General features: G+C 64.8%; 27 protein-coding genes and 1 tRNA gene. 6 read left to right on the top strand and 22 right to left on the bottom strand.

The features are described from left to right. Positions 1-13: 13 nt before the first annotated feature. From VFZ97_15210 to VFZ97_15190, 5 genes are all read right to left on the bottom strand, one after another. The gene (locus tag VFZ97_15210) at positions 14-1,420 is read right to left on the bottom strand and encodes an FAD-binding oxidoreductase (protein HEX6394783.1); all 1,407 of its coding nucleotides are present in this window, start codon (positions 1,418-1,420) and stop codon (positions 14-16) included. Positions 1,421-1,498: 78 nt separating this feature from the next. After that, the gene (locus VFZ97_15205; protein ID HEX6394782.1) at positions 1,499-2,122 is read right to left on the bottom strand and encodes a DedA family protein; all 624 of its coding nucleotides are present in this window, start codon (positions 2,120-2,122) and stop codon (positions 1,499-1,501) included. 5 nt (positions 2,123-2,127) lie between these two features. Further along, the gene (locus VFZ97_15200; GenBank protein ID HEX6394781.1) at positions 2,128-3,267 is read right to left on the bottom strand and encodes a nitronate monooxygenase family protein; all 1,140 of its coding nucleotides are present in this window, start codon (positions 3,265-3,267) and stop codon (positions 2,128-2,130) included. Positions 3,268-3,319: 52 nt separating this feature from the next. After that, positions 3,320-4,414 carry a class I SAM-dependent methyltransferase gene (locus VFZ97_15195; GenBank protein HEX6394780.1) on the bottom strand — a complete coding sequence of 365 codons (1,095 nt, stop codon included), beginning with the start codon at positions 4,412-4,414 and terminating at the stop codon, positions 3,320-3,322. A gap of 41 nt (positions 4,415-4,455) precedes the next feature. After that, the gene (locus tag VFZ97_15190; protein HEX6394779.1) at positions 4,456-4,746 is read right to left on the bottom strand and encodes an MTH1187 family thiamine-binding protein; all 291 of its coding nucleotides are present in this window, start codon (positions 4,744-4,746) and stop codon (positions 4,456-4,458) included. On the opposite strand from VFZ97_15190, the gene VFZ97_15185 reads away from it, so the two are divergent. The 3 genes from VFZ97_15185 (at position 4,745) to VFZ97_15175 (ending at position 6,844) form a co-directional block, all read left to right on the top strand. Continuing rightward, a complete protein-coding gene (locus VFZ97_15185; GenBank protein HEX6394778.1) occupies positions 4,745-5,308 on the top strand; it encodes a plasmid pRiA4b ORF-3 family protein in 564 nt (187 codons plus the stop codon). The two genes, VFZ97_15190 and VFZ97_15185, sit on opposite strands and share 2 nt — an antisense overlap. 17 nt (positions 5,309-5,325) lie before the next feature. Next, a complete protein-coding gene (locus VFZ97_15180; GenBank protein ID HEX6394777.1) occupies positions 5,326-5,649 on the top strand; it encodes an antibiotic biosynthesis monooxygenase in 324 nt (107 codons plus the stop codon). Between the two features lie 61 nt (positions 5,650-5,710). Beyond that, positions 5,711-6,844: an amidohydrolase family protein gene (locus tag VFZ97_15175; GenBank protein HEX6394776.1), complete on the top strand. Its 1,134-nt coding sequence runs from the start codon at positions 5,711-5,713 to the stop codon at positions 6,842-6,844. 20 nt (positions 6,845-6,864) lie between these two features. On the opposite strand, the gene VFZ97_15170 is transcribed toward VFZ97_15175, so the two are convergent. After that, positions 6,865-7,740 carry a patatin-like phospholipase family protein gene (locus VFZ97_15170; GenBank protein ID HEX6394775.1) on the bottom strand — a complete coding sequence of 292 codons (876 nt, stop codon included), beginning with the start codon at positions 7,738-7,740 and terminating at the stop codon, positions 6,865-6,867. A gap of 124 nt (positions 7,741-7,864) precedes the next feature. Here VFZ97_15170 and VFZ97_15165 point away from each other — a divergent pair, with 124 nt between their 5' ends. Continuing rightward, positions 7,865-9,265 (top strand): alkaline phosphatase family protein, encoded by a 1,401-nt coding sequence (locus VFZ97_15165; protein ID HEX6394774.1) that lies wholly within the window; start codon positions 7,865-7,867, stop codon positions 9,263-9,265. A gap of 25 nt (positions 9,266-9,290) precedes the next feature. Here VFZ97_15165 and VFZ97_15160 read toward each other — a convergent pair whose 3' ends face one another. The 3 genes from VFZ97_15160 to VFZ97_15150 all read right to left on the bottom strand — a co-directional run bounded on the left by VFZ97_15160 (position 9,291) and on the right by VFZ97_15150 (position 11,907). Further along, positions 9,291-9,944 (bottom strand): iron-containing redox enzyme family protein, encoded by a 654-nt coding sequence (locus tag VFZ97_15160; protein ID HEX6394773.1) that lies wholly within the window; start codon positions 9,942-9,944, stop codon positions 9,291-9,293. 48 nt (positions 9,945-9,992) lie between these two features. Then, positions 9,993-10,949 (bottom strand): hypothetical protein, encoded by a 957-nt coding sequence (locus tag VFZ97_15155; GenBank protein ID HEX6394772.1) that lies wholly within the window; start codon positions 10,947-10,949, stop codon positions 9,993-9,995. Between the two features lie 97 nt (positions 10,950-11,046). Beyond that, positions 11,047-11,907, bottom strand: a complete 861-nt coding sequence (locus VFZ97_15150) for an alpha/beta hydrolase (GenBank protein ID HEX6394771.1) — start codon at positions 11,905-11,907, stop codon at positions 11,047-11,049. A 104-nt stretch (positions 11,908-12,011) separates the two neighbouring features. Here VFZ97_15150 and VFZ97_15145 point away from each other — a divergent pair, with 104 nt between their 5' ends. After that, entirely contained in the window at positions 12,012-13,184 is a 1,173-nt protein-coding gene (locus VFZ97_15145; protein ID HEX6394770.1) for an amidohydrolase family protein, read from the top strand. Between the two features lie 17 nt (positions 13,185-13,201). Here VFZ97_15145 and VFZ97_15140 read toward each other — a convergent pair whose 3' ends face one another. The 13 genes from VFZ97_15140 to galU form a co-directional block, all read right to left on the bottom strand. Then, positions 13,202-14,572, bottom strand: coding sequence for an alpha/beta hydrolase-fold protein (locus VFZ97_15140; GenBank protein ID HEX6394769.1), 1,371 nt, complete (start codon positions 14,570-14,572; stop codon positions 13,202-13,204). A gap of 13 nt (positions 14,573-14,585) precedes the next feature. Next, on the bottom strand, positions 14,586-15,245 hold the full coding sequence (locus tag VFZ97_15135) for a YceH family protein (GenBank protein HEX6394768.1): 660 nt from the start codon (positions 15,243-15,245) through the stop codon (positions 14,586-14,588). Next, the gene (locus tag VFZ97_15130; protein HEX6394767.1) at positions 15,236-16,159 is read right to left on the bottom strand and encodes a metallophosphoesterase; all 924 of its coding nucleotides are present in this window, start codon (positions 16,157-16,159) and stop codon (positions 15,236-15,238) included. The genes VFZ97_15135 and VFZ97_15130 overlap by 10 nt, the downstream gene beginning before the upstream one ends. 72 nt (positions 16,160-16,231) lie before the next feature. Beyond that, positions 16,232-16,756: a DUF488 domain-containing protein gene (locus tag VFZ97_15125; protein HEX6394766.1), complete on the bottom strand. Its 525-nt coding sequence runs from the start codon at positions 16,754-16,756 to the stop codon at positions 16,232-16,234. A 39-nt stretch (positions 16,757-16,795) separates the two neighbouring features. Continuing rightward, positions 16,796-17,182 carry a DUF4440 domain-containing protein gene (locus tag VFZ97_15120; protein HEX6394765.1) on the bottom strand — a complete coding sequence of 129 codons (387 nt, stop codon included), beginning with the start codon at positions 17,180-17,182 and terminating at the stop codon, positions 16,796-16,798. 131 nt (positions 17,183-17,313) lie between these two features. Continuing rightward, a complete protein-coding gene (locus tag VFZ97_15115) occupies positions 17,314-18,453 on the bottom strand; it encodes a DUF3089 domain-containing protein (protein HEX6394764.1) in 1,140 nt (379 codons plus the stop codon). Positions 18,454-18,563: 110 nt separating this feature from the next. Beyond that, a tRNA-Ala gene (locus VFZ97_15110) sits at positions 18,564-18,635 on the bottom strand. A 37-nt stretch (positions 18,636-18,672) separates the two neighbouring features. Then, positions 18,673-19,092 (bottom strand): hypothetical protein, encoded by a 420-nt coding sequence (locus tag VFZ97_15105; protein HEX6394763.1) that lies wholly within the window; start codon positions 19,090-19,092, stop codon positions 18,673-18,675. Between the two features lie 247 nt (positions 19,093-19,339). Then, a complete protein-coding gene (locus VFZ97_15100; GenBank protein ID HEX6394762.1) occupies positions 19,340-19,951 on the bottom strand; it encodes a hypothetical protein in 612 nt (203 codons plus the stop codon). A 257-nt stretch (positions 19,952-20,208) separates the two neighbouring features. Continuing rightward, on the bottom strand, positions 20,209-20,802 hold the full coding sequence (gene moaC, locus VFZ97_15095; GenBank protein ID HEX6394761.1) for a cyclic pyranopterin monophosphate synthase MoaC: 594 nt from the start codon (positions 20,800-20,802) through the stop codon (positions 20,209-20,211). A 53-nt stretch (positions 20,803-20,855) separates the two neighbouring features. Then, positions 20,856-21,851 (bottom strand): GTP 3',8-cyclase MoaA, encoded by a 996-nt coding sequence (gene moaA / locus VFZ97_15090; protein ID HEX6394760.1) that lies wholly within the window; start codon positions 21,849-21,851, stop codon positions 20,856-20,858. 9 nt (positions 21,852-21,860) lie between these two features. After that, a complete protein-coding gene (gene glp, locus VFZ97_15085) occupies positions 21,861-23,078 on the bottom strand; it encodes a gephyrin-like molybdotransferase Glp (GenBank protein HEX6394759.1) in 1,218 nt (405 codons plus the stop codon). Then, positions 23,075-23,965, bottom strand: a complete 891-nt coding sequence (galU, locus tag VFZ97_15080; protein ID HEX6394758.1) for a UTP--glucose-1-phosphate uridylyltransferase GalU — start codon at positions 23,963-23,965, stop codon at positions 23,075-23,077. Before galU ends, glp begins: the two co-directional genes overlap by 4 nt. Positions 23,966-24,231: 266 nt before the next feature. Between galU and VFZ97_15075 the strand changes: the two genes are divergently transcribed. Continuing rightward, entirely contained in the window at positions 24,232-24,582 is a 351-nt protein-coding gene (locus tag VFZ97_15075; GenBank protein ID HEX6394757.1) for an FmdB family zinc ribbon protein, read from the top strand. The last annotated feature ends 10 nt before the right edge of the window (positions 24,583-24,592 follow it).

Genomic DNA, 24,592 nt, shown 5'->3' with positions numbered 1-24,592 from the left:
TCCGGTGGGCCCGCTACCTCGAGCGGACACACTTGTCATACAGGTCGAGCAGACGTCCTGAGGGGTCGTACTGATCCTTCAGCTTGTCGTAGACCGGTCCGTTGTACAGCTCCCAAAAACGGGATTCGTCGTAGAAGGCAGTCGAGTAAAGCGACTTCCTGCCCCCGAGGCGGTCGACTTCCTCCTCGACCCACCGGTTGTGGTGGGACTGGTCCATTCCCGCGGATAGTGGAACGCTCGACCAGAAACCCACGTTGACGTAAAGCGCGTCCGGATCGAGTTTGTACAGCTCCCAGACCGACGACCGATCGCGGAGGCGCAGCGGGCAAAGCCAGAAAGGAGTGATCGGAACCTCGCGTTGGAAGTCGGCGACGAATTCCGCGAGACGGCCGACCGGGACCTCGACGTCCTGGATCACATTCTCCAGCTTCGGTCGGCCGAGCATTCGATCCATCCTGGCCTTCAGCCCGTAGCGTCCCTCGAAGTCGACGATCTTCCAGTACACGTCGCTGCGGAGGAACCGGGGACCGACGAGGCGGCGGATCCATGGCTTCTGCACCCCGAAGGCGCGCGAGCACCAGAACCAGTCCGTGTCCCAGCGCCACAGATAGTTCCGAATGGTCAACCAGTCCTCGGTGTGCTCCTGGATCGACCGGTAGTAGATCCCCATATAGCTGTAATCGCTAACCGACGGAGCTTCGGAGGCCCAACTCCCCAGTGTCAGATAGCTCTCGTCCCTGGAAAAAACGCATCCGTCGATGAAAGCGACGCCCTCGCCGTCAAATGATCCAGCCGCGCAAACGTCGGCGAGCGTTTCGACCAGTCGGTCGAAGTCGTCGAATCGCACGTGCCGCAGGTGGACATAGGGATGGACGGGTTCGAGTTCGATCCGGGCGCGAAGCGCGTAGCCGAGCGTTCCGTACGAGTTGGGGAACCCGAAGAACAGATCACGGTGCTCGCCGTCTCGCGTAGCCGTCACGACTTCGCCGGCCCCTGTGAGGATGTCCATCTCGAGCACCGACTCGTGCGGCATCCCGTTACGCCACGATGAGCTCTCGATACCAAGACCCGTGATCGCCCCGCCGATGGTGATCGTCTTCAGCTCGGGGACCACCAGGGGCATCAACCCGTGAGCAAGGGTGGCATCGACCAGGTGTTCGTAGGTCGTCATTCCCTGCACATCCGCCGTCAGCGAATCGCTGTCGATGTCGATGACCCCGTCGAACGCGGCGACGTCGAGGCCTGGCCGGGACGAGTTGCCTCTAGGCCGGAAGAGGTTGGAGGTCTTCTTCGCGAGGCGCACGGGTTCGCCCTGCGGTATGCCCTCGAATTCGGTTCGAAGATCTTCCACCCGCTGGTGGTACTGGTTCCGGTTCGCTGACGCGCGTTGGGCAGACCCCGTGGTACCGGCCAGTGTCATGCGAAAAACCTACCCTGCCGAACGGGTGACCCGATCACTGGGGCGACCGTGTGGCAACCCGGCAGACCGGCGGGGCTATCAGACGAGAGGGCCGGGGTAGGCCGCCTCGGCCTTGGCCTCCAGCCGGCGGGCCTGGCGCCTCACGACAAAGATGATCGCGATGATCACGACCGCGGCCACGGCCCCGAGGACGATATTGATCGTGCCGGAGGCCTTCTGAAGGGAGTTGCCCGCCAGATACGAGGCAAACGTGTATATCCCCGACCAGATGATCCCTCCGGCGGCGTTGTAAACGACGAACCGCCGCCAATGCATACGGTTCGTCCCAGCCAGGAACGCGGCATAGGTACGAAGTACGGACACGAATCGTCCGAAGAACACGACCTTTGCTCCGTGACGGTCGAAAACGTATCGCCCTACCTTCAGCTTCGCCTCGTCCAAGCGGACGTAGCGCCCGTAACGCTTGAGAAGCCGGAAGCCGCCCTTGTCGCCGATCCAGTATCCGATGTTGTCCCCGATCACCGCTCCAGCTGAAGCGACGAGGAAGATGAACCACGGGTTCAGATGGTGGTACTTCCCGGCGAACGTGCCTGCAACGATCAACGCGGTTTCGCCCGGGAGAGGTATCCCAAGGCTCTCCAGTCCGACCAGCACGAAGACCGCCCAGTATCCATTCGAGCTGATGAAGTGGTTGACGTTCACTTGCTCTACAGCGAGTTTGTCTCGTCCAGGGTCGAGCCCAATCTCGTAGCGGCATCTATGTACTCCTCGACCATGTCGAGGACGACTTGGCCGGCGGACTTGGGTTTATTCATCTGGCCAACCGCCTGCCCGATGAAATAGTTGATCAGCTCACGGGCGCCATCGTTGGACGCCGCGCTTCGAGCGATCCTCAGCTCCGCCTCGGCGACGAGCGCGCCTTGGAGCGGCATGGGGAGCGGCTTCGGGTTCGCCGGGTCCTCCCACTCGTCCGTCCACGCCGAGCGCAGCTGACGCGCCGGTTTTCCAGTCTTGGCGCGCGAACGGATCGTGTCCGCGGAGGTGGCTTGAAGGAATTTCTCCTTTACCACCGGATGAGTCTCGGCCTCGTCGGTCGTCAGCCAAACCGAGCCGCACCAGACGCCCTCGGCGCCCAAAGCCAGCGCTGCGGCCACCTGGCGCCCGTCAGCAATCCCCCCGGCAGCCAGGACCGGCACCGGGGCCACTGCGTCCACCACCTGCGGGACCAGAACCATGGTCGCGATCTCGCCGGTGTGGCCTCCAGCCTCGTACCCCTGGGCGATGATCATGTCGACGCCGGCCTCCTTCTGGCGCCTGGCGTGCTCCACCTTCCCTACCAGACCGCCGACCACCAGACCACGTTCGTGGGCCTCCTCGACGAGATAGTCGGGCGCAGGGCCGAGGGCGTTGGCGATGAACTTCACTTTGGGGTGGCGCCAAACGACTTCGAGCAGCTCCTTGGTGCTCTCGCGAGAGAACGGCATCCGACGGTCGCCGCCTCCCCCACCCGACTCGGGTAAGCCCGGGACGTGGTACTTCTCGAGGATCTCGTCCACGAACCGACGATGCTCCTCGGGAATCAGGTCTACGGCCTCGCTCGCGGTGAGGCCACCGGCGTCGTCACCGACGTACTTCGCCGGTACGATCACGTCGACTCCGTAGGGGCGGTCCCCGACGTGCTCGTCTATCCAATCGAGGGCGATCTTGAGATGCTCGGGCGAGTATGCAACGGCCCCCAGCACCCCGAATCCGCCCGCCTTGCTTACCGCAGCCACCACGTCCCGGCAGTGGCTGAAGGCGAATATGGGAAACTCCATCCCCAGAAGGGCACAGGCTCTAGTTCGCACGGTCTTACACCCTTCCAGAGTCGCGGCGTCTTTTTCCAGGTACGGAGAAACCCTAAGGCCTAACCTCGTAGTACAGGTTGGCGGGATCCTCAAAATCGTGAACCTTGAATCGCCCGAAGCCCGCCTGGCGGCACATACGTTCCGCGAGCTCGGAGTTGAACCCCAGGGTGCCGAGCCCCGCGCCCCCGGGCTCTGACATCGCCGAGGACATGCACGTGGCCACCGAGGTGGAGCACATCATCGCGAGAAGCGGGTTCCGAAGATTGTCGGACCAGTTCGGCCCGCAGCGGATCTCCTTTATCAGCCAGGTGCCATCCGGGGCGATCGCCCGCCTGATCGCAGCGATCGCCTGATCCGGTCTCGGCATCTCGTGGATGCAGTCGAGCGTCACGATCAGGTCGAACGGCGGCGACGGGGGAAGCTCTTCCGCTTCGGTCACGTGGAACTCGATGTTGTCCAACCCGGCCTCGTCAGCCTTGACCCGTGCCCTCTCTATGGCGTGTCGAGAGATGTCAAAGCCGTCGAACCGCGACGACGGGAACGCCGCCGCCATGGCAAGGAGCGCGACTCCCGCGCCGCAGCCGACGTCCGCCACCCTGGCTCCAGCGCGGAGCCGCCCGCTCACCCCCTCGAGGGCTGGGAGTATCACCGGCACAAGCGCCAGCCGGCTCCAGGGACCGAGCATCCTCTCGACGTGATGCGCCGCAGACGGCCCGAGGTCGTCGTACGACAGGCCAAGGCCCGTCCGGAACGCATCCGCCAGCCGGTCGACCACCTCCGGAGCGGCGGACGACCCGGTGAACGCACCGGCTGCGAACCAGAGACTGCCGTTCTCGTCGGCGAGCACCTCGGCGCCCTCTCCCCTCAGCATGAACGTATCGCCGTCCGGGGTATCGACCAGGCCGGCGGCGGCCTGACCGCGGAGCCACTCGAGCACCCATCTCGGGTGGAGGCCGGAGCGGCCGGCAAGCTCCTCCGCCGACAGCCACCCTGCGCCCGCCATCGCCTTGTACAGACCCAGCCTGTCACCCAGATGGATCATCAGGGAAACCATCTCGCCCTGCTTGTACTGCCACACTCGCAGCGCGAAGAGCGCCCGTGGGTCGGGAGGAACCCTCGCGCCCACAGGCCTGCCGTTGTCACTCATGGCACCCTTTGGTAGCACGATTCGGGTGAGAGTATTTGGGACTATCCGAGGTGGCGGTTCAGCGATTCCAGCTTCTTCGTAATCGCGCCTTCGAATCCGGGGCGATAGTCGATCTTCACCACGACGCTCACTCGTTGGGTGCCTTCCGCGACTTTCTCGACGCAAGCCTTGACCAGATTCATCACCTCGTCCCACTCCCCTTCGACGTTCGTGAACATCGCGTTCGTCTCGTTAGGAAGCCCGCTCTGTCGGACCAGGCGGACTGCCTCAGCGACCTGGGCGCCGACAGACTCGCCAACGCCAAGCGGTGTGATGGAGAATGCAGCGATCATGCAGCAAGCTTTCCCCAGCGTCCACCTTCTTCGCATCACTCTGCTCGACATAACCCCACGCGTCTGGCGGTTGTTGAGGGTGCCGAGCACCACGCCGCTATCGGTGCTTCACCCCATCATGCAGGTGACCATGGGATGGGAGGACCGCCATCTGCACGAGTGGCGGGTAGGTGATCGCACTCTCGGTTCCGCAGAGGAGGAGGACTGGGGCGAGGAGCTCGAGGACGAGAGCGAGTTCGAGCTCGGCGAACTGGCAGACGCCGACTCGGTCATCCATTACGACTACGACCTCGGCGACGGGTGGGAGCACCTGATCGAAGTCGTGTCGGTCGAGCCGTACACCGCATCGGTTCCGCCGGTTGAGGTGCTCGACGGAGCCCGGTCGGCCCCGCCGGAGGACTCGGGAGGTCCGTCCGGGTACGAGCACCTTCTGGACGCGCTGAATGACCCGGACGATCCTGAGCACGACGAGGTGGTGGCATGGCTAGGCGACGCTTTCGACCCGGAGGAATTCGACATCCACGCGGTCAACGGCCGTCTTGAGTGGTTCTGGCGGACCTGAAGTACCTTTTCACCATCATGACGGTCATAAAGATCAACGCCATTACCGTCCCTGAGGGCAGCGGCGACGAGCTTGCCCGGCGGTTCGCCGCCCGGGCGGGGGCGGTCGATAACCAGGAAGGGTTCGAAGGATTCGAGCTGCTGCGCCCGACCGACGGGCGGAACCAGTGGTTGGTGGTCACCCGGTGGCGCGACGAGGACTCGTTCCAGGCGTGGGTTTCGTCGCCGGCGTTCGGCCACGGTCATGCCGGCGCAGACAGACCGGCGCCGCACGGCGGTCCGGTCTCGGTTTCGTCGGAACTTTGGTCGTACGACATCGCCGGGGGCTCGTCGCCGGGCTAACTCCTGCCCGAACACACCCGACAAGCGCACCGGCAACGCGGATGTGCGCAAGACTTGCGTCGTGCAAGGCATCATCGACTCGGACCAGCACCTCTATGAGCCTCGCGGCATGTGGGGCGAGTACATCGACCCGTCTTCACGAGCGGACGCGCTCGACCTGGTGGACGACGAGCTCGGATACACCTGGGTGGTTTGGAAAGACCGGCGGCTAGGTCTGGCAGACGTCCACCGTCCTGGCGACACCGCGTCCTGTGGCGAGCACCGTCAACGCCAGCGATCCGGTTCGCCCCCGAGTTACAGATACGACGAGTCCCTCCCGGACTCTTACTGGGATGTCGCGTCGCGCATCGCCTGGCTCGATTCCGTCGGGCTGGACGGGGCCGTCTGCTTCCCTAACTACGGTTTGCTCTGGGAGCGGCTGCTTTCGGGTTCGCTCCCGGCCGTTACCGCGAACATGCGCGCGTGGAACCGATACTGCGCGGAGGTTCGGGCCGACAGCGCCGGTCGTTTGCATCCGGTGGCTCACTTGAGCCTGCGCGACCCCGAATGGCTTCTGGCGGAGCTGCAGTCACTCTCGGACGCGGGCGTGAAGCTCGCGATGATCTCGGCCGGTCCCGTCGACGGTAGGCAACTTGCTCACCCCGACCACGAACACATCTGGGCCTGGTTCGTCGACCACGGGATTACCCCCGTTTTCCACGTCGCCGACCAAGTGCGCGTATTCGATGACTGCTGGTACGATGAGGACTTCGTCCCAGTGACCGAGTCGGTTTTCCTGTGGGTGCCGCCCGCTCTCGCGCTGATGGACTTGATCATCCACGGTGTCTTCGACCGGCATCCGTCCCTCAACGTCGGAGTCGTGGAGCTCAGCTCCATCTGGGTCCCCCAGTTCCTGCTGATGCTCGACGGCGGGACCGATTTCACCAACCGCCTGAACGGCCGCCCCGTCACGCCTTTGCAGCGACGACCGAGCGAATACTTTCTCGAGCACGTCCGGGTCTCCTCCTTCTCCTACGAGGACCCCCGCCGGTTGACGGCAAGGACGGGTGACGTTTTCATGCTTTGCAGCGACTATCCGCATTCGGAGGGGACCGCGTCTCCAGTCGCTGATTACGAGAGAGCGGGATGCTCTCTTCAGGACCTACCCGGGCTGTACCACGACAACATCGAGAGTTTGCTGGGCATCTCGAACTGACAATTCGGCGGGCGGTGCGGTCAAGCGGAGAAGCCGGCTGGGTGCCTCGGTAGCTCACCGACCGATGCCCGCAGGGAAGCCAAGAACTTTCGGCTGACCTCCCGGCTGTGCTGAATGAGCCTTGCCGTATGGCGGAAGTCGGTGATCGGGACACCAGACGTATCCGCGCCGGGAACCACGATCACCCGCTGCCCAGTCCGCGCGACTGCCGCCGGCTCGGGCAGACGCGCGTAGCGGCTGATCTCGAAGCTTCGAATCAGCACATCGAGCGCGCTGAGACGCCTGACCATGGTCGCGTCGAGTGAAGGTGGCTCTCCGAGGACGAACACAACCGAGGCGTCAAGGTCGACCGCGCGCTGAACCGGGAAGGGCTCGAGGACTCCGCCGTCGACGTGCCGGTGCCCGCCGAGCACGGCCGGCGGAAAGAGCCCGGGGAGGCAGGCGCTCGCGTAGAGGATCTCCGGCGCCGGCCCGGTACCCCACCACCTGGCCACGCCGTTGTCGAGGTCGGTAGTCACAACCTGCAGGCCGACCCTCCCCTCGGCCAGGTCACTGACGGGGCAAAGCCGGGCGATCAGTGAGCGCAGGGCTTGCGGGGTGTACAGGTGGCTTTGCCGGGCGATAAGCCGGCGGACCAGGCCGTAGCCGTTTCGCCCGAACACGTCCGGCTTGGTGAGTCGCCTCCACACGCGATCCAGCGACTCGGCCCTTTCCACCGTGGGTTCCAGCGCCATGTAAGCCGCGTTCAGCGCCCCAACGGAAGAGCCGACCATCAGGTTCGGCACAATCCCGGCTTCGAGCAGGGACCTCAGAATCCCCACCTGCACCGCTCCGCTGCTTCCACCAGCCGGAAACACGAAGGCCACTTCGTTGGACACGCCCGGGCGCGTCAGCACGAATCCAACATAAGTGAGCCCGGTTACCGGCAGGCCTCGGCCGGGGAAACACCAGGTAAAGAATCGGCGCGAATCCCTTCATGGAGCGGGTTCGGCCTCGGTTAGCGGAAGTTAACCGTCCGTCGTGGAGGAACTGCGACTCTCGGGACAAATATCTCTTTACGTGACGCACCGGATCACGCGCCGCGACCTGCTGGCGGGCGCAGCCCTGACAGGAGCCGCTTGGGCAACCGGCGGGCGGGCGCTGGCGAGCACCGGCGCCACGTCTCGGCCCGACGGGCCGGCCGGGAGTGACCGAACGGTTCTCGGTCCCGGCGACCGTCCCTACCCGAATCGTCCTGCAGGAACGGAGTCCTTCCCCCAGATCCAGCACATCGTGGTCCTGATGATGGAGAATCACTCCTTCGACAACCACCTCGGCGCACTGGACCGCCCCGGCGTGGATCGCCTCACATTCCGCGGCGGGCGGGCGGTCAACTCCAACCCCGCTCCGGGCGGTGGCCTCGTGTACGCGACACCGGCCCCGTCGGCATGCCAGGTCGGTTATCGAATCAGCCAAAGCTGGGATGCAAGCCACAAGTCGTGGAACTACGGCCTTAACGACGGATTCGTCGCGCAGTGCGGCCCGCAGTCGATGTTCTATTACACACCGGAGCAGTTCCCTTTCTACTACGCACTCGCGTCGGTGTTCCCACTGTGCGATCGCTACTTCGCCTCAGTAATGGCCCAGACGTACCCGAACCGACGCTTCCTCATGGCGGGTTCCGCGTTCGGCCAGGTCGGCGACCCGTTGCCATCCCCGACGGATCCCGACCCACGGCCGGCGGGCTTCGGAACCGTGTTCGACATGCTCAACGCGTTCGGGATCAGCTGGAAGGACTACTTCAGCGACCTGCCGACATCGGGACTTTTCCCGTACGTCATCGAGCAGAACCCCACGAAGGTGGTGCCCGTCGCAGAGTTCTTCGTCGACTGCGAGGCGGGGACGCTTCCGGGGTTCAGCCTGGTGGAAACGGAGTACCAGGAGGGATCCGAGGAGAACCCGCAGGACGCCCAGGTCGGTGCCTACTTCGCCTACCGGGTCATCGACGCGGTCATGCGCAGCCCGAGCTGGCGGTCCACAGTGCTCATCCTCAACTTCGATGAGCACGGCGGGTACTACGACCACGTGCCACCGCAACCCGCGGTTAGGCCGGACGGGATCGTCCCTGCTGTCGGTTCGGACACGTACGGGGACCTGTACAGCTGGACCGGCTTCCGGGTACCTGCCGTCGTCGTGTCACCCTGGGCGAAGAAGGATTACGTCTCCCACACCCTCTACGACCACACGTCGGTGTTGCGGCTGGTCGAAAGCAAGTGGAACCTGCCCGCGCTTTCCGCGCGCGACGCTAACGCGAACAACATGCTGGACTGCCTGGATTTCGGCCGGCCATTCTTCCTGGTGCCGCCGGCCCTGAAACCTGCTGTGGTACCCGGTGGAGCGCCTGCTTGTATCGCCGCGGACCCGACCGCGGCGATCCCCTGATCGGTTGCTGCTCCAGCTTGTGGGCCTACACGGCGAGGGGTGACTGGTGCGACCGCTCGTCCAGGAATGACCACCATGCCCTAGCGGAGCGGGACGACCACTCGGAAACCGTCAACGGTTCGGCACCCAGACGATCGAGCGCCTCCGTCGTCCAAGCCGCGTGGGCCGCCTCCATCTCCGAATGGACCGCCCAGAACCGGGCCTCTTGGGCGCTCAGCCCGTAATGCTGATCGAGCGAAGCCGCTTTGGTGGCCGCGATGTCGCCGGCCTGGGTTTCGTACGCGGCGATGACCGCCAGTGCCTCGATCGGCCCGGCCTCTGCGGCTTCTCGGTACAGGTCTACGAGCTTCTGGGTGGCGACGGTTGCGACCTTGTCCTCCTCGGATCCGACCGCGGTCGCGAAGGCTTCGAACAGGTCGACGTGCGGCTCAGGACGGGAGCGTTCGTCTTCGACATTGCCGGCCACCAGATCGTGCGCAGGCCCGGCGGGCAGCCGGCTTGCCACCGCCTCGAGCGCCTCAGGCAGAACCCGCTCGAAATGCCGGTACTGCTCGGCGTACTCGGCCAGCTCCCCCCGGGTCAGCAGCCCTTCCTGCCATTGCCGGTAGTACGGATGGTCGAGGAGACGAAGACCTTCTACGGACCGGTCAACGGCGATTGCAACCTGAGATGCGGGCATCGGCGAAGAGTAGCCGAACTGCACCCTTCACCGATGCCCGATCAGGTCCTAGATGGAGCAGCCCAGGCTGGAGTTGTCGAACTCTTCTTGGACGATGTAGGGGTGCGAGTTGATCGTGATGTCCGCGCCGTTCGAGCCAGTCGGACCGTACGTGTAGGCGCACTTATCGCCTATCTCCGCGCCGGAGGCATCGAACCATGCGTTCAGGAGCGGGTCGGTCACCGTCTCCATCAGCTCGTGAGAAGCGATGCTGATCTCGGCGTCGGTGTCAGCGCCGTTCGGGGTTCCGCCGCCGGACTGGATTCCGCACCCGGAGAGATCAGTCCCCGCATAAGGCATCGCCGCGTACAGAACAGTCGACGAGCCGCTGGTGAAGTCCCCGTGATACGCGCAGAAGGTCGAGAACGAACAAGTGCTTCCCGACATGCACTCGTTCTCGCCCTTGGCAAGATAAACGAAGAATTCGCTCCCGACTCCAGTCGCCCAGTTGTTCGCCGTAATGGCCTTGGTCACCTCGTTCTGGATCTGAGTGTCGGACAACGAAGTGGACGGATAGGCCGTCGTGTCGGTCCAGGCTCCGCCGACCGAGGCGGAGTTGACAATGTTCTGATTGCTTCCACCGCTGGTCTGGTAGTACTGATGGGCGACGCCGTAGAGGCTGCTGCCGCCGATATCGCCGAAGAACTGCTGCAGCGTCGTGTTGTAGTTCGGCGCCACGGTGGATCCGGTGGGTTCCCAGAAGATCAGGTAGTTCTTCGAGCCGGACGCCTCGACCGGCCCGCCGTTGTACTGGAGCGGAATCGGCGCGCAGCCCGGACTCAGAGTTCCGAGGCAGCCGGTTCCAACCCCGATGGCTCTCTGCGCCGCCTCCGCCGCCCTGGTCAACAGCAGGTGCACGTGCCCGGCCACGGTGGCCGGCCCCGATGAGGCCGTCGCCTTGGCCCCACCTAACGCCGCGCTCGTCAAAGCCGCGACGCCCATGAACAGAGCCACCACCTTCTTCATACCTTCCCCCTTTTGGGATCACGGCCAAACCGCCAGGTTCGGTGCAAAGCTGCCGAACTCTACACGATTGGGATAAAAGGTTCCGGGGGAGACCGGCTCAACCGATGGCTTCAGCGGCCCATTCGAGGAGTTGGGGTACCAGCAGGGGCCACCCCTCGAACAAGGTGCCGCCCGACTGAACGCTCGACTGCCGTTCGATCCACTCCCCGTCACCCCACGGGGGCTCAACGAGCTTCGCTCCGGGCAGGTTGGCCGCCAGCCTCTCAGAGGTCTCGCGGGTGTGGTGGATGTCGCTGGCACCGCTACGGAACACGAGGATGGGAACCGTCATCTTCGCCGCCTCCTCATCGTCGAGGCCGGGCACCAGCGGGTCTCCACACGCGCAGTACGCGTGCATCCACCGTTGCATGACCTCTCTGAATTCCTCGCGGTCCATGTTGAGGAACCGTTCCCGGTTCCGGGGATTGCGGTCGACGACTTCCTTCCATTCGGGAAGATTGGCGACGTCTTCCATAGTTCCGTTCCAAACCGCCGCGAGCGATCCCCCGCAGTAATGGGTGCCGAGCGTCATGGTCCCGTAGACCCCGCCGCTGATCCACCACATCGCAACAGCGCGCGACACGTCGGGGTTGCACGCGGCCGTCAGAAGCGAAACTCTCGCTCCTCCGGAACCGCCGACGATCACGGTCGGACCGAACTGCAGCTGGCGCAGCAGCTCGGCGAGCGAGTCGGCCTGCATCGCCGACTCGGACGGCCCGCTGAAGCTGACCGACGAGGCCCCGCAATTGAGACGATCGTAAATGAGGACCTTCTTGCCGGCTGCAGCGAGGGCCTCGGCCATCTCACGGATTCCTCCGTAGTCCTTGCTGAAGCGGCCGCCAGGTGTGATCACCCATGGTTCTCCGTCGCCGACGATCTCGTAAGCGATCTCGAGGTCGCCCTGCTGGGCTACGGGCATTCGATCCCCTCCGAACGTTCTCGTTGGACTTATCCGCTCTGGCGTGGTCAAATGTGACACTAGCGTCTGAAAATCAGGTTTGCGCTCGGAGGGGAGGCCCAGAAATGAGCATGGTTGCGGACGATGTCAGGGTCGTCGACGCCGATACGCATCTGACCGAGGCACACGACCTTTGGACGAAGCGCGCCCCTGCGAAGTACAAGGATCGGGTACCCCGTGTCGAGGAAATCGATGGAGAGCCCACCTGGGTGGTCGACGGAACCCCGATCGGCTTCGCCGGAGGGGGCGGCGTCATCGACCGCGAGGGAGAGAAGTTTCCCTTCAGCGAGTCGATGATCGTCTGGGGCATCGATCGCATTCACGAGGCGGCGTACAACCCTGAAGTCCGGCTCAAGGTCATGGACGCGTGCGGCATATATGCGCAGGTTCTGTTCCCTAACTCGATCGGACTTGGCGGCCAGGGGCTAGCCAACGCGGTCCAGGATCCGGAGCTCAGGCGACTGTGCATCCAGATCTACAACGACAACGCCGCTGAAATTCAGCAGGACTCGGGCAACCGTCTACTCCCGATGCCCGTACTGCCGGCGTGGGACGTCGACGAATGCGTGCGTGAAGCTGAACGGGTAGCCGGACTCGGGTTGCGCGGCGTCAACATGACATCCGATCCTCAGGACCTGGGCTCCCCCGACCTGGCCAACCGAGCGTGGGATCCGCTTTGGGAGGTCTGCGCGGAGAAACACCTGCCGGTGCACTTTCACATCGGGGCGAGCCTCACCGCGATGAACTTCTACGGCAACTACTTCTGGCCCTCACAACATGAGTACGTGAAGCCGGCGATCGGCGGGTCGATGCTGTTCATCAATAACGCCCGCGTGATCATCAACACGATCTTCGCCGGCATATTCGACCGGTATCCCAAGCTGAAGATGGTCTCGGTCGAGAGCGGTGTGGGCTGGATCCCGTTCATCCGTGAAACGATGGACTACGAGCTTTGGGAGAACGCTCCTGTGCAGGCGGGCGAGCTCTCGCGTATGCCGTCCGAGTACTTCAAGGACCACTGGTACGCGACATTCTGGTTCGAACGCAACAACGGGGACGTGCAGGGCCTTCTCGACTCGGTCGGCGAGGACAACGTTCTATTCGAGACCGATTTTCCCCACCCGACCTGCCTCTATCCCTCCCCGCTGGACACCATCGCCGAGAAGATGCTCGCCTTGCGCCCGGAAACCCGCCGCAAGGTCCTCGGCGAGAATGCGGCCAAGCTCTATCGGCTTTGACGACTCCCCCTGATTCTTCAGATTGATTGTTGCGGCTGTAGGCCGACGCGCGCCTGACCACCCTTGCCCAAGGGGATCACCACCGTGACCCTGCCGGTCGGCCCGACCTGGCCGGTCTGAGTCGTTTGGCCTGCAGTGCCGTTTACCGTGACGACGACTTTCGAACCGGGTTCGTACTCTGACGGCGTCGTAACGGTCGCTGTCCCCGACCCGCTGAACACGAACCCTGCAGTGGTGCCCTCGCTCAGCGAGCTGAACTCTTGCGGCGCCGCCCGAACGACGCTCACTTGATAGCCCCACTGTGACCACTTCGAGTCGATCGAGGTGTATGAGATTACCGACGGGTTCCGGGGATGAGTGAAGTCGGCCATCATCCTGGGGACGTACTCCCGCAGGTCGCGTGCCCAGTACGCGAATTGATGCGTTCCGTAGACGTAGTTGTCGTAGTAGGCCGGAATCCCCGCAGCGACGAGGTGGCCATAGAAATGCTGGGTCGATTGGTAGGCCGCACCCTCAATGGCCGACGCGAACGGGTTTGGAGTCCGGTCGTACGGACCGTCCAGACCCGTTCCAGTCCACAGGTAAATGCTCATCCCCCGAAGGTTGGTTAGCAGCGTCGCTGGATCGTGGCCTTCCCAGTTGATCTGGTCGACGACCGGATCGCCCAACTCGGAGAACGGGGGCACGTGATCTTCCCCAACCTCGATGGCTTCGATTATCCCAACGGCACCGGCGAACACCTCCGGGTCGCGCTCGATTTCGGGCGCTCCCGAGAACGACGCCAGAGATGCGAACAGGTCGGGATGCCGAGCGGCCATCTCGGCGGATCCGTATCCGCCCTGGGACAGCCCCGCGACCGCACGGCCGGAACGGGTTGGAACTGTCCGCAGGTTCAGGTCGATCCAGGGGATCAGCGAGTCGATCAGGTAGCTCTCGAACTGGGACGGACCGTGGCTGGTGCTGGCGTTGACCCAGTTGGTGAACCAGAAGCCGCCGTCGCCGTCGAACCCCACGTCAGGCATGACCGTGATGAGGGCGTAGGGCGACGTCGTCGCCGCGGCATCCCCCTGGTCGATCCAGTCCGATGCTCGCCCCGACGTCCCGTGAAACAGGTAGAGCACGGGGTAGTGCTCGTCGGGCTGGCTCGAGTATTCGGTTGGCAGCAGGACCCGGACGTTGAGCGGGCGTCCGAGGTACGAAGACAGGACTTCGACGTTGTAGTCGCGCTGGTCAAGCTGCTGCACCGATACGACGTGTATGCCGGCCGAGTCCGAGAAGGTCACCGTCGGTGCTGAAGCGCGCGCCGAAGTGGTCACCGCGCCCGACAGCATGGCCAGCACAACGATCAATCCAAAGCGTCGCCGAGACCTCCTCAGAAGCCGCGCCACGCCCCCGGGGCTCCTACTCTCCGAGCGCTCTGCGCAGCTGGCCGACGCTCTGCTCGAGGGCAGCGACTTCCTGTCGCAGGTAGTCGACGTCGGCTCGCAACGATGCGACTTCATCGCCGAGCGAGGCCCCCTGACGCGGCGAGGGAGTGACCGAGTGGAGAGCAATGGTTTCCTCAGACGGCTCGCCCGTCAACAGTTGGACCCACCGTTCTTCTTTCTGTCCCGGTTGTCGCGTGAGCCGGCTGACAAGAGGCTCCGGCCCCTTGCTCAGGCGCTCCAGTTCCCCTTCAACGGACGCGAGGCTCTCGAAATCGGCCATTCGCTCCGTTCGAACCCTCAGTTCTCCGACAGTTTGCGGACCTCTGAGCAGGAGGACGGCCACGACTGAGAGGCCGCGGTCGTCCAGACCGAACCGTTCGTCGGCAACCTGCCGGTACCGGATCACCGAGCGACCGTGCGACGGATGAACGAATCGCACGAGCCCGGATTCCTTCAGCGACGAAAGCGCAACCTCGACGGTTCCGTCGTCGTATGCAACGACTGGCTCGCGGTTCGATGACTGGTTGCAAGCTAGTACCAGCGCGTTCAGGCTGAGCGGATACTGCTGGGGGGTGGTGAGCTGCTTCTCGGCCAGGCTGCCGATTATTCGGGCCTCGACTGTGTTCAACTCCATTCCGGCGAGCATACGGGGATCTCGAAGCAGCGGTCGCCGTCTGTCCCGAGCGCGTAGGCGGGATACCTGCCACCGAACATCGCACGGCAACGCTCGCTCCAGCTCATGGCTTCGGGGTCGCTGGTTATTCGATGATGGATTTGCTCGATGCGCGCCTCGTAGATGCGGTACTCGGCCCAGGAACCGGGGAAGTCCTTCACGCAGGCCACTTCTACCCACGGGAACGACCCCGTGGGTGCGAACCGGCGAACTTTGTTGCGATGGGTGTGACCCGAGAAGTAGCCGACGATCGACGCACGCCGAGCCGCGACCGATACCAAGCGATCCGTGCTCACCGCGTCGAGACAGTTGGCGCGCGCTGCGACGGGACCGAACAGCCGGTCGATGTCCTCCCCGCCCGCAGGGTGATGGCCGAACACCAGCACCGGTCGATCGGCGCGGGCCGCGACCTCGTCGAGCTCCTCGGCCTGCTCGTCGCTGAGCGCCCCTCCCGCCTGGCCAGGGCGTGCCGTGTCGAGAACTGCGAGGGTCGCTCCCTCGACGTCAAGCACTTGTACGGCCGGCACGTCGGGCACGCCTCCTGATGCTGCCGGCTTGTCGTGGTTACCCAACGTGACGACGAGGCGTTCTCCGAACTCGCTTCGGTACATCGACTCGAACTCGGCGAACTCCGGAGCCGTCCCCGCAGATGTCAGATCGCCCTTTGCCACAACGGCATCCGGGCGTATCGCAGCGATTTCGGCGACCGCCGCACGGTTCATCACCGTCGGGTAAGGATCGGTGCCCGGATCGAAGCGAAGCACCGGCCCAACCTCGAACCCGTCGAGAAGCCCGCACACGGTTTCTCCGAAATGCAGGTCGTTGACGGTCGCGACGGTCGCGAGGAGTTCGCCTGACCCCTGACGCAGTGACATCAAGCGAGAACCTAGTCCCTCGCAGATCAGCGTCGGTTGCGCGCCGTCGGAGAGCCAAATGGGGTGTTCAGCTCAACCGAATAGAGCCGCCTCGCCCGCGTCGTAGACGACCCGGCCGCCGTCGGTCAGCCGGGCTCCCTCGGTCACGCTGTGGGGCACCCGACGCCCGTCTTGCATGAGATGCTCGACCTGTACGTTCCTTGACAGCAACACGGCGTCGGCGACAAGCCGGCGATGGCACCGCCACCACACCGCCTCCGAGCACATGACGGCCGTGGACCGGTCGCGCAATTCGACCACAAGCCGGTCCAGCGCCTCCCAAAACTGATCGGTCTGCATGTAATCGGCGTAACCACGAAACGAGTCGTTCCTGAGGGCGCGATTCGGGGAGTCGGCTCGGGGTTTGCGAAAGCCGCCCAGGGCAGGCTCCCACCGATAGTCGATTCCGCTCGCGGGTACCCACGTCTCCATTTCCAAGCGACGCATGTGCGGAAGCCGGCGGCTCCCCGGTGCTGTGCGTATATCAACCAGCGAGGTGACCGCGGAACTTTCGAGAAGTCGAAGCAGATCATCGGCGGCCAGGGTCCCGTGACCCACGGTCGTCAATGGTCGGGTCGGGTTCAGTGCGACTGCGCTCTAGCTCGGCGGGGAGTTCGAGTTGAAGATGTCGTACAAGATCCTGGTTGACCCGTCCGGCCGAGACTCGTGAACGACTATGTACTTCCCGAGATCGGTCACTGGGGGTGCGCCTTCCGGCTCGAGACCAAGGGCATAATGCCCATATTCGATCGTCATCGTCCCGGCTTCCCGGACGTCGATCGGCTCGAGGTCGAGTGACCGCGCCCCGCCATCAAGAAGCATCTGCATCGTCGACTTGATAGCCGCTCGGCCTTCGCATGTAGGCATGCCCGGTGGCAAGAACCGTGCGTCTTCGTGATAAAGACTGGCGAGTGCGTCGGCGTCTTGGGCCGCCACTCCTTCGTGAAACGCCTTCGCCACGGAATCCACGTCAGCAATCGTCATCTCATCGCTCTCCCCGGTCGGCCACCGGCGTGGTGGCCTCGTGATACGGACAGACCGACGCTACGCCGCGAGCATCGCTGTCGGATGCGTTATATGGTCGTTCGTTCAAGGATCACACCTGATCCGTAGTCCTAGTGTCCGTAGGCTTCTTCGAGGGCACCGATGTCGGACACCAAGTTGCCGAGCGCCAGGTTCACGTCATCCTTGTGGTAACCCCACGTCGGTCCGAGATCGGCCTTGAGGACGGGACGCGGGTCAGCTTGCGTCTTTAGGACGTTGACCTGAAGCCAGGTGGCGCCGTCGGCGCTTTCGCATGAAGCGTCGTACAAACCGGGATAGGTAACCCACGAAGCGGATACCGCTTCAAGGAAGTAGGGACTGAGACCGCCGGTACCGCCTCCGATCGCGGCGGGGTTGACGCACGCCACCTGCTGGCCGGCCGAAATGAACTGGAGCGACAGGAGGCTGACGCCGGTGCCGGGGCGCCCGAACAGAGCCGCAGGCGCCGGCTCAGAGCCGAACGTCGAATAGGCGATCGCGCATCCGGGTGCCGCAAGAGAAGTGCAGAGCGGGATGTTCTTAAAAGTGCCGCCGACGGTCTTGCCTTCCGGCACCTGCAGGTTGCCGCCGGCAAGGATCGCGGCGATCAGCCGGTGTCTGACCGCCTGACTCGGATCGACCTGTTCGGCCAGCAGCCTGATCAGCATCGCGGCTCCCTGGGAGTGACCAATCACGATGATCGGACGGCCGTTGTTCTCATGCGCCAGGTAGTACTGCCAGTCAGATAGGAGGCTTGCGTACGCGGTGTTGATTGCTGGTGCCCCTCCGGTGAACAGGCCGCCGAGGGTCACTTGCCGGTACATGGGAGCCCAAACCCGGCATACCGACGAAAACCGCGACGCCTGCTGCTCCGCAACCGAGACTTCCGGCGGCTGGACAGTCAGGTCGGCGTTCAGGCCCGACTCAGAGCTGACCGTGGGGTATACGTAAAAGCAATCGAAGGACGAGCCCCGGTCCTGCGCGGCGGGCATACGGGTAACCGCACCCGATCCGGTGACGACCTCGGAACTCACATCGACGGCGCACGGGTCGGGCGTGGCTCCCGGCCTGCAAAGCCAAACCGGCTCTCCAGGGTTTACCGAGCCGTTGGACGCGCTCGGGGAGCCAACTGGCTCGATCGACGATGTGGTGGGCTCCGCTCGACCGCCCGCGGAGCTGCAACTCGAAAGAACTATCAGGACGGCTACCGCAAGGAGCGGACGCAGCGCCAACCGTCTCATCCCGACCCCGCGCGACGCACCGCCTGTGTCTACCACCGGGTGCGCAAAGGCGACGCGCCGACGCCGCCGCCTCACGACGAGCGGGGTCAGAAGCGCACGTGTGGACCTGACCGGATTTGAACCGGCGACTTCCTCGATGCGACCGAGGCGCTCTTCCGCTGAGCTACAGGCCCGGCGACATGCTAGTGGCACGAAAGCCGGCGCCCGATCTCACTGGGACGCTCTTCGCTCCAGGGCTTCCTGCAAGCGAACCTGCAGCACGGTCGTGGTGACGTCGCTTCGGGTCCGCTCGAGGACGGCACGCAATGCGTCAGCGGTTCGACGGAGCCCGCCCGTTACCGCATCGGGGTAGTCAACGCTGAGCAGGGCCTCGTAGGCGTCCTCCATGGTCGCGAGGAGCCTCTCAGCGGTCTCGGTTTCACCGGCGCGCAGCCGGTCGAGGAGATGGCGCCGTAACTCCGACGCCGCTTCGGCGAGCCCGTTCAACCAAGCCGGAAGCCCGACGCTCAAATCCGTGTACGCCGGCACTGCGCCCCCCTCGATGAGCACGCGGGTCAGGACGGCCTCGGCGAATTCCTTCTCGGCGTCGTGGAGAAAACCCGCGTAGGCGATGGCCGGGTACGGGGCCAAGACCTGCTGTGCTTCGCGAACTGCGGTCTCGCACTCGGATACCAGTACGGAGTACCGCTCCGGCTGCCGGTGGTGAACCGCCCGGATGGCGCTGCCGGCGGCCCGGATGGTCCGGCGGCAGGCTGCCAGGCCCGCCTCGCGAGCACTGTTCAGCCCGTCCAGGTCCCGGCGGGCCGATTCAACCAGTCCGGCCAGCTCTGGGCGGCCCGAACTACCGGGTTCGGCCGGTGCGGTCGGTTCGTTCAGGTCAGTTGGCGGCGCGACGCAGGTCGAGGTCGCCGTATCCGCTCACGCCCAGGTCGTACGCAGGCCTGGGCCTGGCCGGGCGCGACGCCGGCGGCATGAAGGTCAGCTTCAACTCCCGTTCGGCGGCCAGGTTGCGGAGGCGGATGAGAAGAGTGACGTAGCCGGTGAGCATCAGGTCGAACAGCACCTGAACCGACCACATCGCCGAAACTCCGGACATCATCGCCAAAAGCAGCGACCCGAAAACTCCTGCCGCCAGCGCGAAGAACACGTCCCTGCGCCGCCTCTGCGAGCGCCGGCGCCGGATCACCGACTCGCCCGTGGGACGGCGGGCCGGCACAGGTGCCGGTGCGGTGGCCGTTCGGGCCACTGGGCCGATGCGCTGGCCCCGGATCGTGGCGGACGGCCGGTAGGGCGGGATTGTCGAGCGGCCGGCGACCGGACCGCTGCGCAAGCGGTTGGCCGGGGCGACCGTCGAAGGTGCGGCCCGCTCCAGCACTGAAAGGTGCCGACGAAATGTCCCGACCGAATCGGAGAAGGTGCCCTCGGTCCGTGAGCGAAGCCACGAAACCAGGAGGACCCCCCAGATTATGGCCAGGACCAACAGAACCACCGTAGTCAAGACTCCTTGGCCTACTTTCTGTGTCAGGGACCGTAGGTCATGGCGCGCTGCGGGTGGTGGATACCCAAGCGATGCTCAGACCGTTGGTCCAGCCGGTACGAGAACACAACAGGGTGAACGCTGTTCAGCAAACGTTCAGGAAAGACTAACCGCCAATAGGCAACCCCGCCAGACCGCGGGCAAAGACGGCGGCTGACCTGCCGTTTTTGTCCGTTTTGGCCGTACCAGTGACTCGACCTCTGACCCAATCAGGCGAGCGGGTCGGTTCCCAGGTCCGAGGAATCTCCGATCGGGTCGTCGAAGCCGAAAACCGGGTTGGCCGCGGTGTTGATCAGCGGGTTGCTCAACGGGTCTCTGAGATCGCCGGCAGGACGACGCCAGTGGCCGCTACGGCCGCCGGTCTTCTCCCACAGGGCGAGGTCGCCGATCACCATCGAACGGTCCGCGGACTTGCACATGTCGTAGATGGTCAAGGCGGCGACCGCACAGGCGGTCATCGCCTCCATCTCGACGCCGGTCCGGTCGACGGTTTCTACCTGCGTCTCTACCTCCACGTAGTCGTCACCGAGCGTGAAGTTGATCGTCACCGCTCCGACGAGAAGCGGGTGGCACAGGGGGATCATGTCGGCCGTCCGCTTGGCCGCCTGGATGCCGGCTATGCGGGCGGCCCCGAGCACATCCCCTTTGGTGATCGCGTTGGCAGCGACCTTTCCGGTGGTCTCGGGCTTCATGAAAACTTTGCAGCGCGAGATGGCACGCCGGTGGGTCGGTTCCTTTGGGGTGACGTCGACCATCCGCGCCCGCCCGAGCGGGTCAAGGTGGGTAAGGCCGCGATCGGACATGACGTGAAGTTTACAGACCGGTGGAGCGGGTCGTTTCCGAGCCGGACCCCGGGTCAGCCGCCGATCTGGCTCATGCTTCGGGCCGGACGGATGAAGTGGACCTGGCCGATCGAGTGGCCCGCCCATTTTCTGCCGACTTCGCCTTCGATGGCTGCCGCCAGCTCGTCGTCGGTGCCTCCGCCCCGGAGTATCGACCGCAAGTCGGTCTCCCTCACCGCGAACAGGCAGTTGCGCAGCTGTCCCTCTGCGGTCAGGCGGATCCGGTCGCACGAGCCGCAGAACGGCCTCGTGACGCTGGCGATGACGCCGACCGTTCCGCCGCCGTCGGCGTAGGAGTAGGACTCCGCCGGCGCCGCGTCGCGGGCACCGGATCCATCGGGCGCGACGAGCGGCCATTCGCCGTCGATCGCGGAGATCACCTCCGAGGCTGGGACGACCCGATCTCCGGCCCAGGTGCCTTCCCCATCGAGCGGCATCCACTCGATGAATCTCACCTCGACCCGCCGCTCGCGCCCGAACGCCGCAAAGTCGAGGATCTCGTCGTCATTGACGTCCTTGACGAGGACACAATTAACCTTCACCGGTTCGAGCCCGGCCGCGACGGCAGCGTCGATCCCTTCGAGAACCGAGGCGAGAGCGTCGCGACCGGTTATCTCGGCGAACCGTTCGCGTTTCAGGGAGTCGAGAGAGATGTTGATTCGCTTGAGACCCGCTCTGGCGAGGTCGGCCGCCTGGTGCGAGAGGGTCGCACCGTTCGTCGTGAGGGCCACGTCAACCCCAAGCTCGGACAGGCGGGAAACCAGAACCGGCAGGTGGGCTCGAACGGTTGGCTCCCCTCCCGTGATCCTGACGCTCTCGAAGCCGAACCGCTCGACGCACACCCTGGCGACACGGGACAGCTCCTCGTAGGTCAGGAGGTCCTCGCGCGGGAGCCACTGCATCCCTTCCTGCGGCATGCAATAGGTGCAGCGGAAGTTGCAGCGGTCGGTTATGGAGATGCGCAGGTCGCGGACCGTCCGGTCGTAGGGATCGACGAGCGCGACAACCACGGCCCCAGCCTAGGGGCTCAGGAGAAGCAAGCCGACTTCGTCCCCCTGGGAAACGCCCGCTCCGGGCTCGACGACCGCGAGCGCGTTCGACAACGACATCGCCTTCAGTTGATGCGATCCCTGCCCCCCTGCCGACTTTGCGTGGAGCCGGCCGTCCGGTCCGAACGCTGCTTGAACCCGCACAAAACTCGTCCGCCCGTCGCGAGCCCCGAGGAAGCGGTCATCCGCGAGGCCCATCACGGGGTGCCGGCGGAGATCACCGTCGCTGATCCCGGCTATTCGCCTCAAGCCTGGTCGGGCGAGAACCTCGTAGCTGACCATCGACGAGACCGGATTACCGGGCAGCCCGAACACAGGGACCGATCCGATGGTTCCGAACGCGAACGGCTTCGCCGGGCGGATTGCGACTTGCATCCACTCCATCGAAGCGATCTTGTCGAGTACCGCCTTCACATAATCGAACTCGCCCATGCTCACTCCGCCGCTGGTGAGGATCGCATCGCACCCGTCGGCGGCCGCGGTGAGGCGTTGCCGGATCTCGTCCTCATCGTCGCGTGCGATGCCGAGGTCGACTCCCCGGTACCCGTCCCGGGAAAGCAGTGCAAGCAGCGTCCGGCGGTTCGAGTCCCTGATCTGGCCCGCACGGAGCGGGCCGCTCCCCTCGACCAACTCGTCACCGGTCGACATCACACCGACGACGGGACCCGGAACGGCCTGAACTTTTTCCCGGCCGACGCTGCACAGAACACCGACGTGACCGGCACCGAGAACCGTGCCAGCGCGGAAGACCAACTCCCCGGTCGCGATGTCCTCCCCGGCGCCGCGAATGTGCTCGCCCGCCTTCGCCGGCGCTTCGACGACAACCATCTCGCCGTCGGCGCGGGTGGTCTCGACGATCGCGACGGCATCGGCTCCCTCAGGAAAAATGGCGCCGGTCATGATGCGCAGCGCCTCGCCCGATCCGACCGAGGCGGTCGGAGCGTGTCCGGCCGCGATCGTGCCGATCACCTTCAACCGGACCGGATCGTCCGCACTTGCCGAAGCGACGTCGGCGGCGCGGACGGCGTACCCGTCCATCGCGCTGTTCGCGAACGGAGGAACCGGACCTGGCGCCTCGACGTCCTCGGAAAGAACAAGCCCGAGCGCATCAGACACGTCGATCGAGCGGCCGCCGGCCAATTTGCATCCGGCGAGGACGGTTTGTATTGCCTCGTCGAGAGGAATCAACGCTCGGCGGCGTGCTCGGAGTCGAGCAGCTTCTGCAAATAAGCGCGGAACTCGGGGCCGAGATCGTCTCGTTCGAGCGCGAACTCGACGGTCGCCCTCAGGTAGTCGAGCTTGTTGCCGACGTCGTAGCGACCGTGGGTGAAGACGTAGCCGTATACCGCCTCCCTCGCGAGGAGGTGCTTGATCGCGTCAGTCAGCTGGATCTCGCCGCCCCGCCCCGGTGGGGTCTCCTCGATCGCGTCGAAGATCCCAGGGGTCAGAACGTAGCGGCCCATGACGCCGAGGTCTGACGGCGCATCGTCGGGGGAGGGCTTCTCGACGATGTCGTTCACCTTGACCAGGTTGTCTCCGGCCGGCTCGGCCGCCGCTGAACCGTACAGGGAGATCTCCTCCCTCGACACCTTCTTCAGCGCGAGGACGCTCGCTCCCGTGCGCTCGTACGCGGCAAGCATGCCGGCGAGGATCCCCGACTTCTCGTGCATGATGTCGTCGCCGAGCAGAACGACGAAGGGCTGGCCACCGACGTGCTCGCTCGCCACGGACACGGCATGCCCGAGGCCGAGCGGCTCGCCCTGGCGGACGTAGTGGATGTCCGCCATGTCGGCGATCGCCCGCATCTGAGCGAGCTCTTCCTCCTTGCCGGCCTTCTCGAGGTAGTACTCGAGCTCGAAAGATCGATCGAAGTGGTCCTCCAGCGTCCTCTTGCCGCGCCCGGTTATGACCAGGATGTCGGTGATTCCCGCGGCGACGGCTTCCTCGACCACGTACTGGATCGCCGGCTTGTCGACGAGGGGGAGCATCTCTTTCGGTTGAGCTTTTGAAGCCGGGAGGAAGCGAGTGCCGAGACCTGCTGCAGGAATCACGGCCTTCTTGACAGAGGTCGACATGCGTGGAGTTCTACCACCACACACGGTTTCGACAACACCGACCCGGCTGGGGGCCCTGTCCCCCGGCCGTGACACAACCCGGATGGGGCCCCTGCCCCACGCCCGGCCGTGACACAACCCGGATGGGGCCCCAGCCCCATCCTCCTCCGGAAGCGTGAGGCCCCTGCCCCACGCCCGGCCGTCGCAAAGGAGGTGGCCCTGAGATAAACTTGGCACTCGAGGACGTTGAGTGCTAACGGCCCAGTCGCCATCAGGAGACCTGATAGATGCCTACCTACGAATACAGGTGCAAAGAGTGCGGGGAGCACCTGGAAGTGGTGCAGTCGTTTAAGGACGAGGCATTGACGATGTGCCCCGGCTGCGGAGGTGACCTGCGGAAGGTCTTCGGGAGCATCGGCATAGCGTTCAAGGGCAGCGGCTTCTACAAGACGGACAGCCGCGCCTCTGCTTCTGCTTCCAAGTCGACTAAGCCCGACGCCGCCAAAGCCGAATCGGCTTCGGCGAAGTCCGAGGGCGGCAAATCCGACTCGGGGAGCTCATCGGGTTCGGGAGATTCCTCCTCCAGCTCAGGCACCTCGTCGGGATCCGGCTCCAGCTCCGCTGCGGCCGCCTCCTAACTCCCGCCGG

The sequence above is a fragment of the Acidimicrobiales bacterium genome (assembly GCA_036378675.1).
In the GTDB taxonomy this organism is placed as follows: domain Bacteria; phylum Actinomycetota; class Acidimicrobiia; order Acidimicrobiales; family Palsa-688; genus DASUWA01.
The sequence above is the reverse complement of the archived record's forward strand: the minus strand, read 5'-3'. Positions and strand labels throughout refer to the sequence as shown.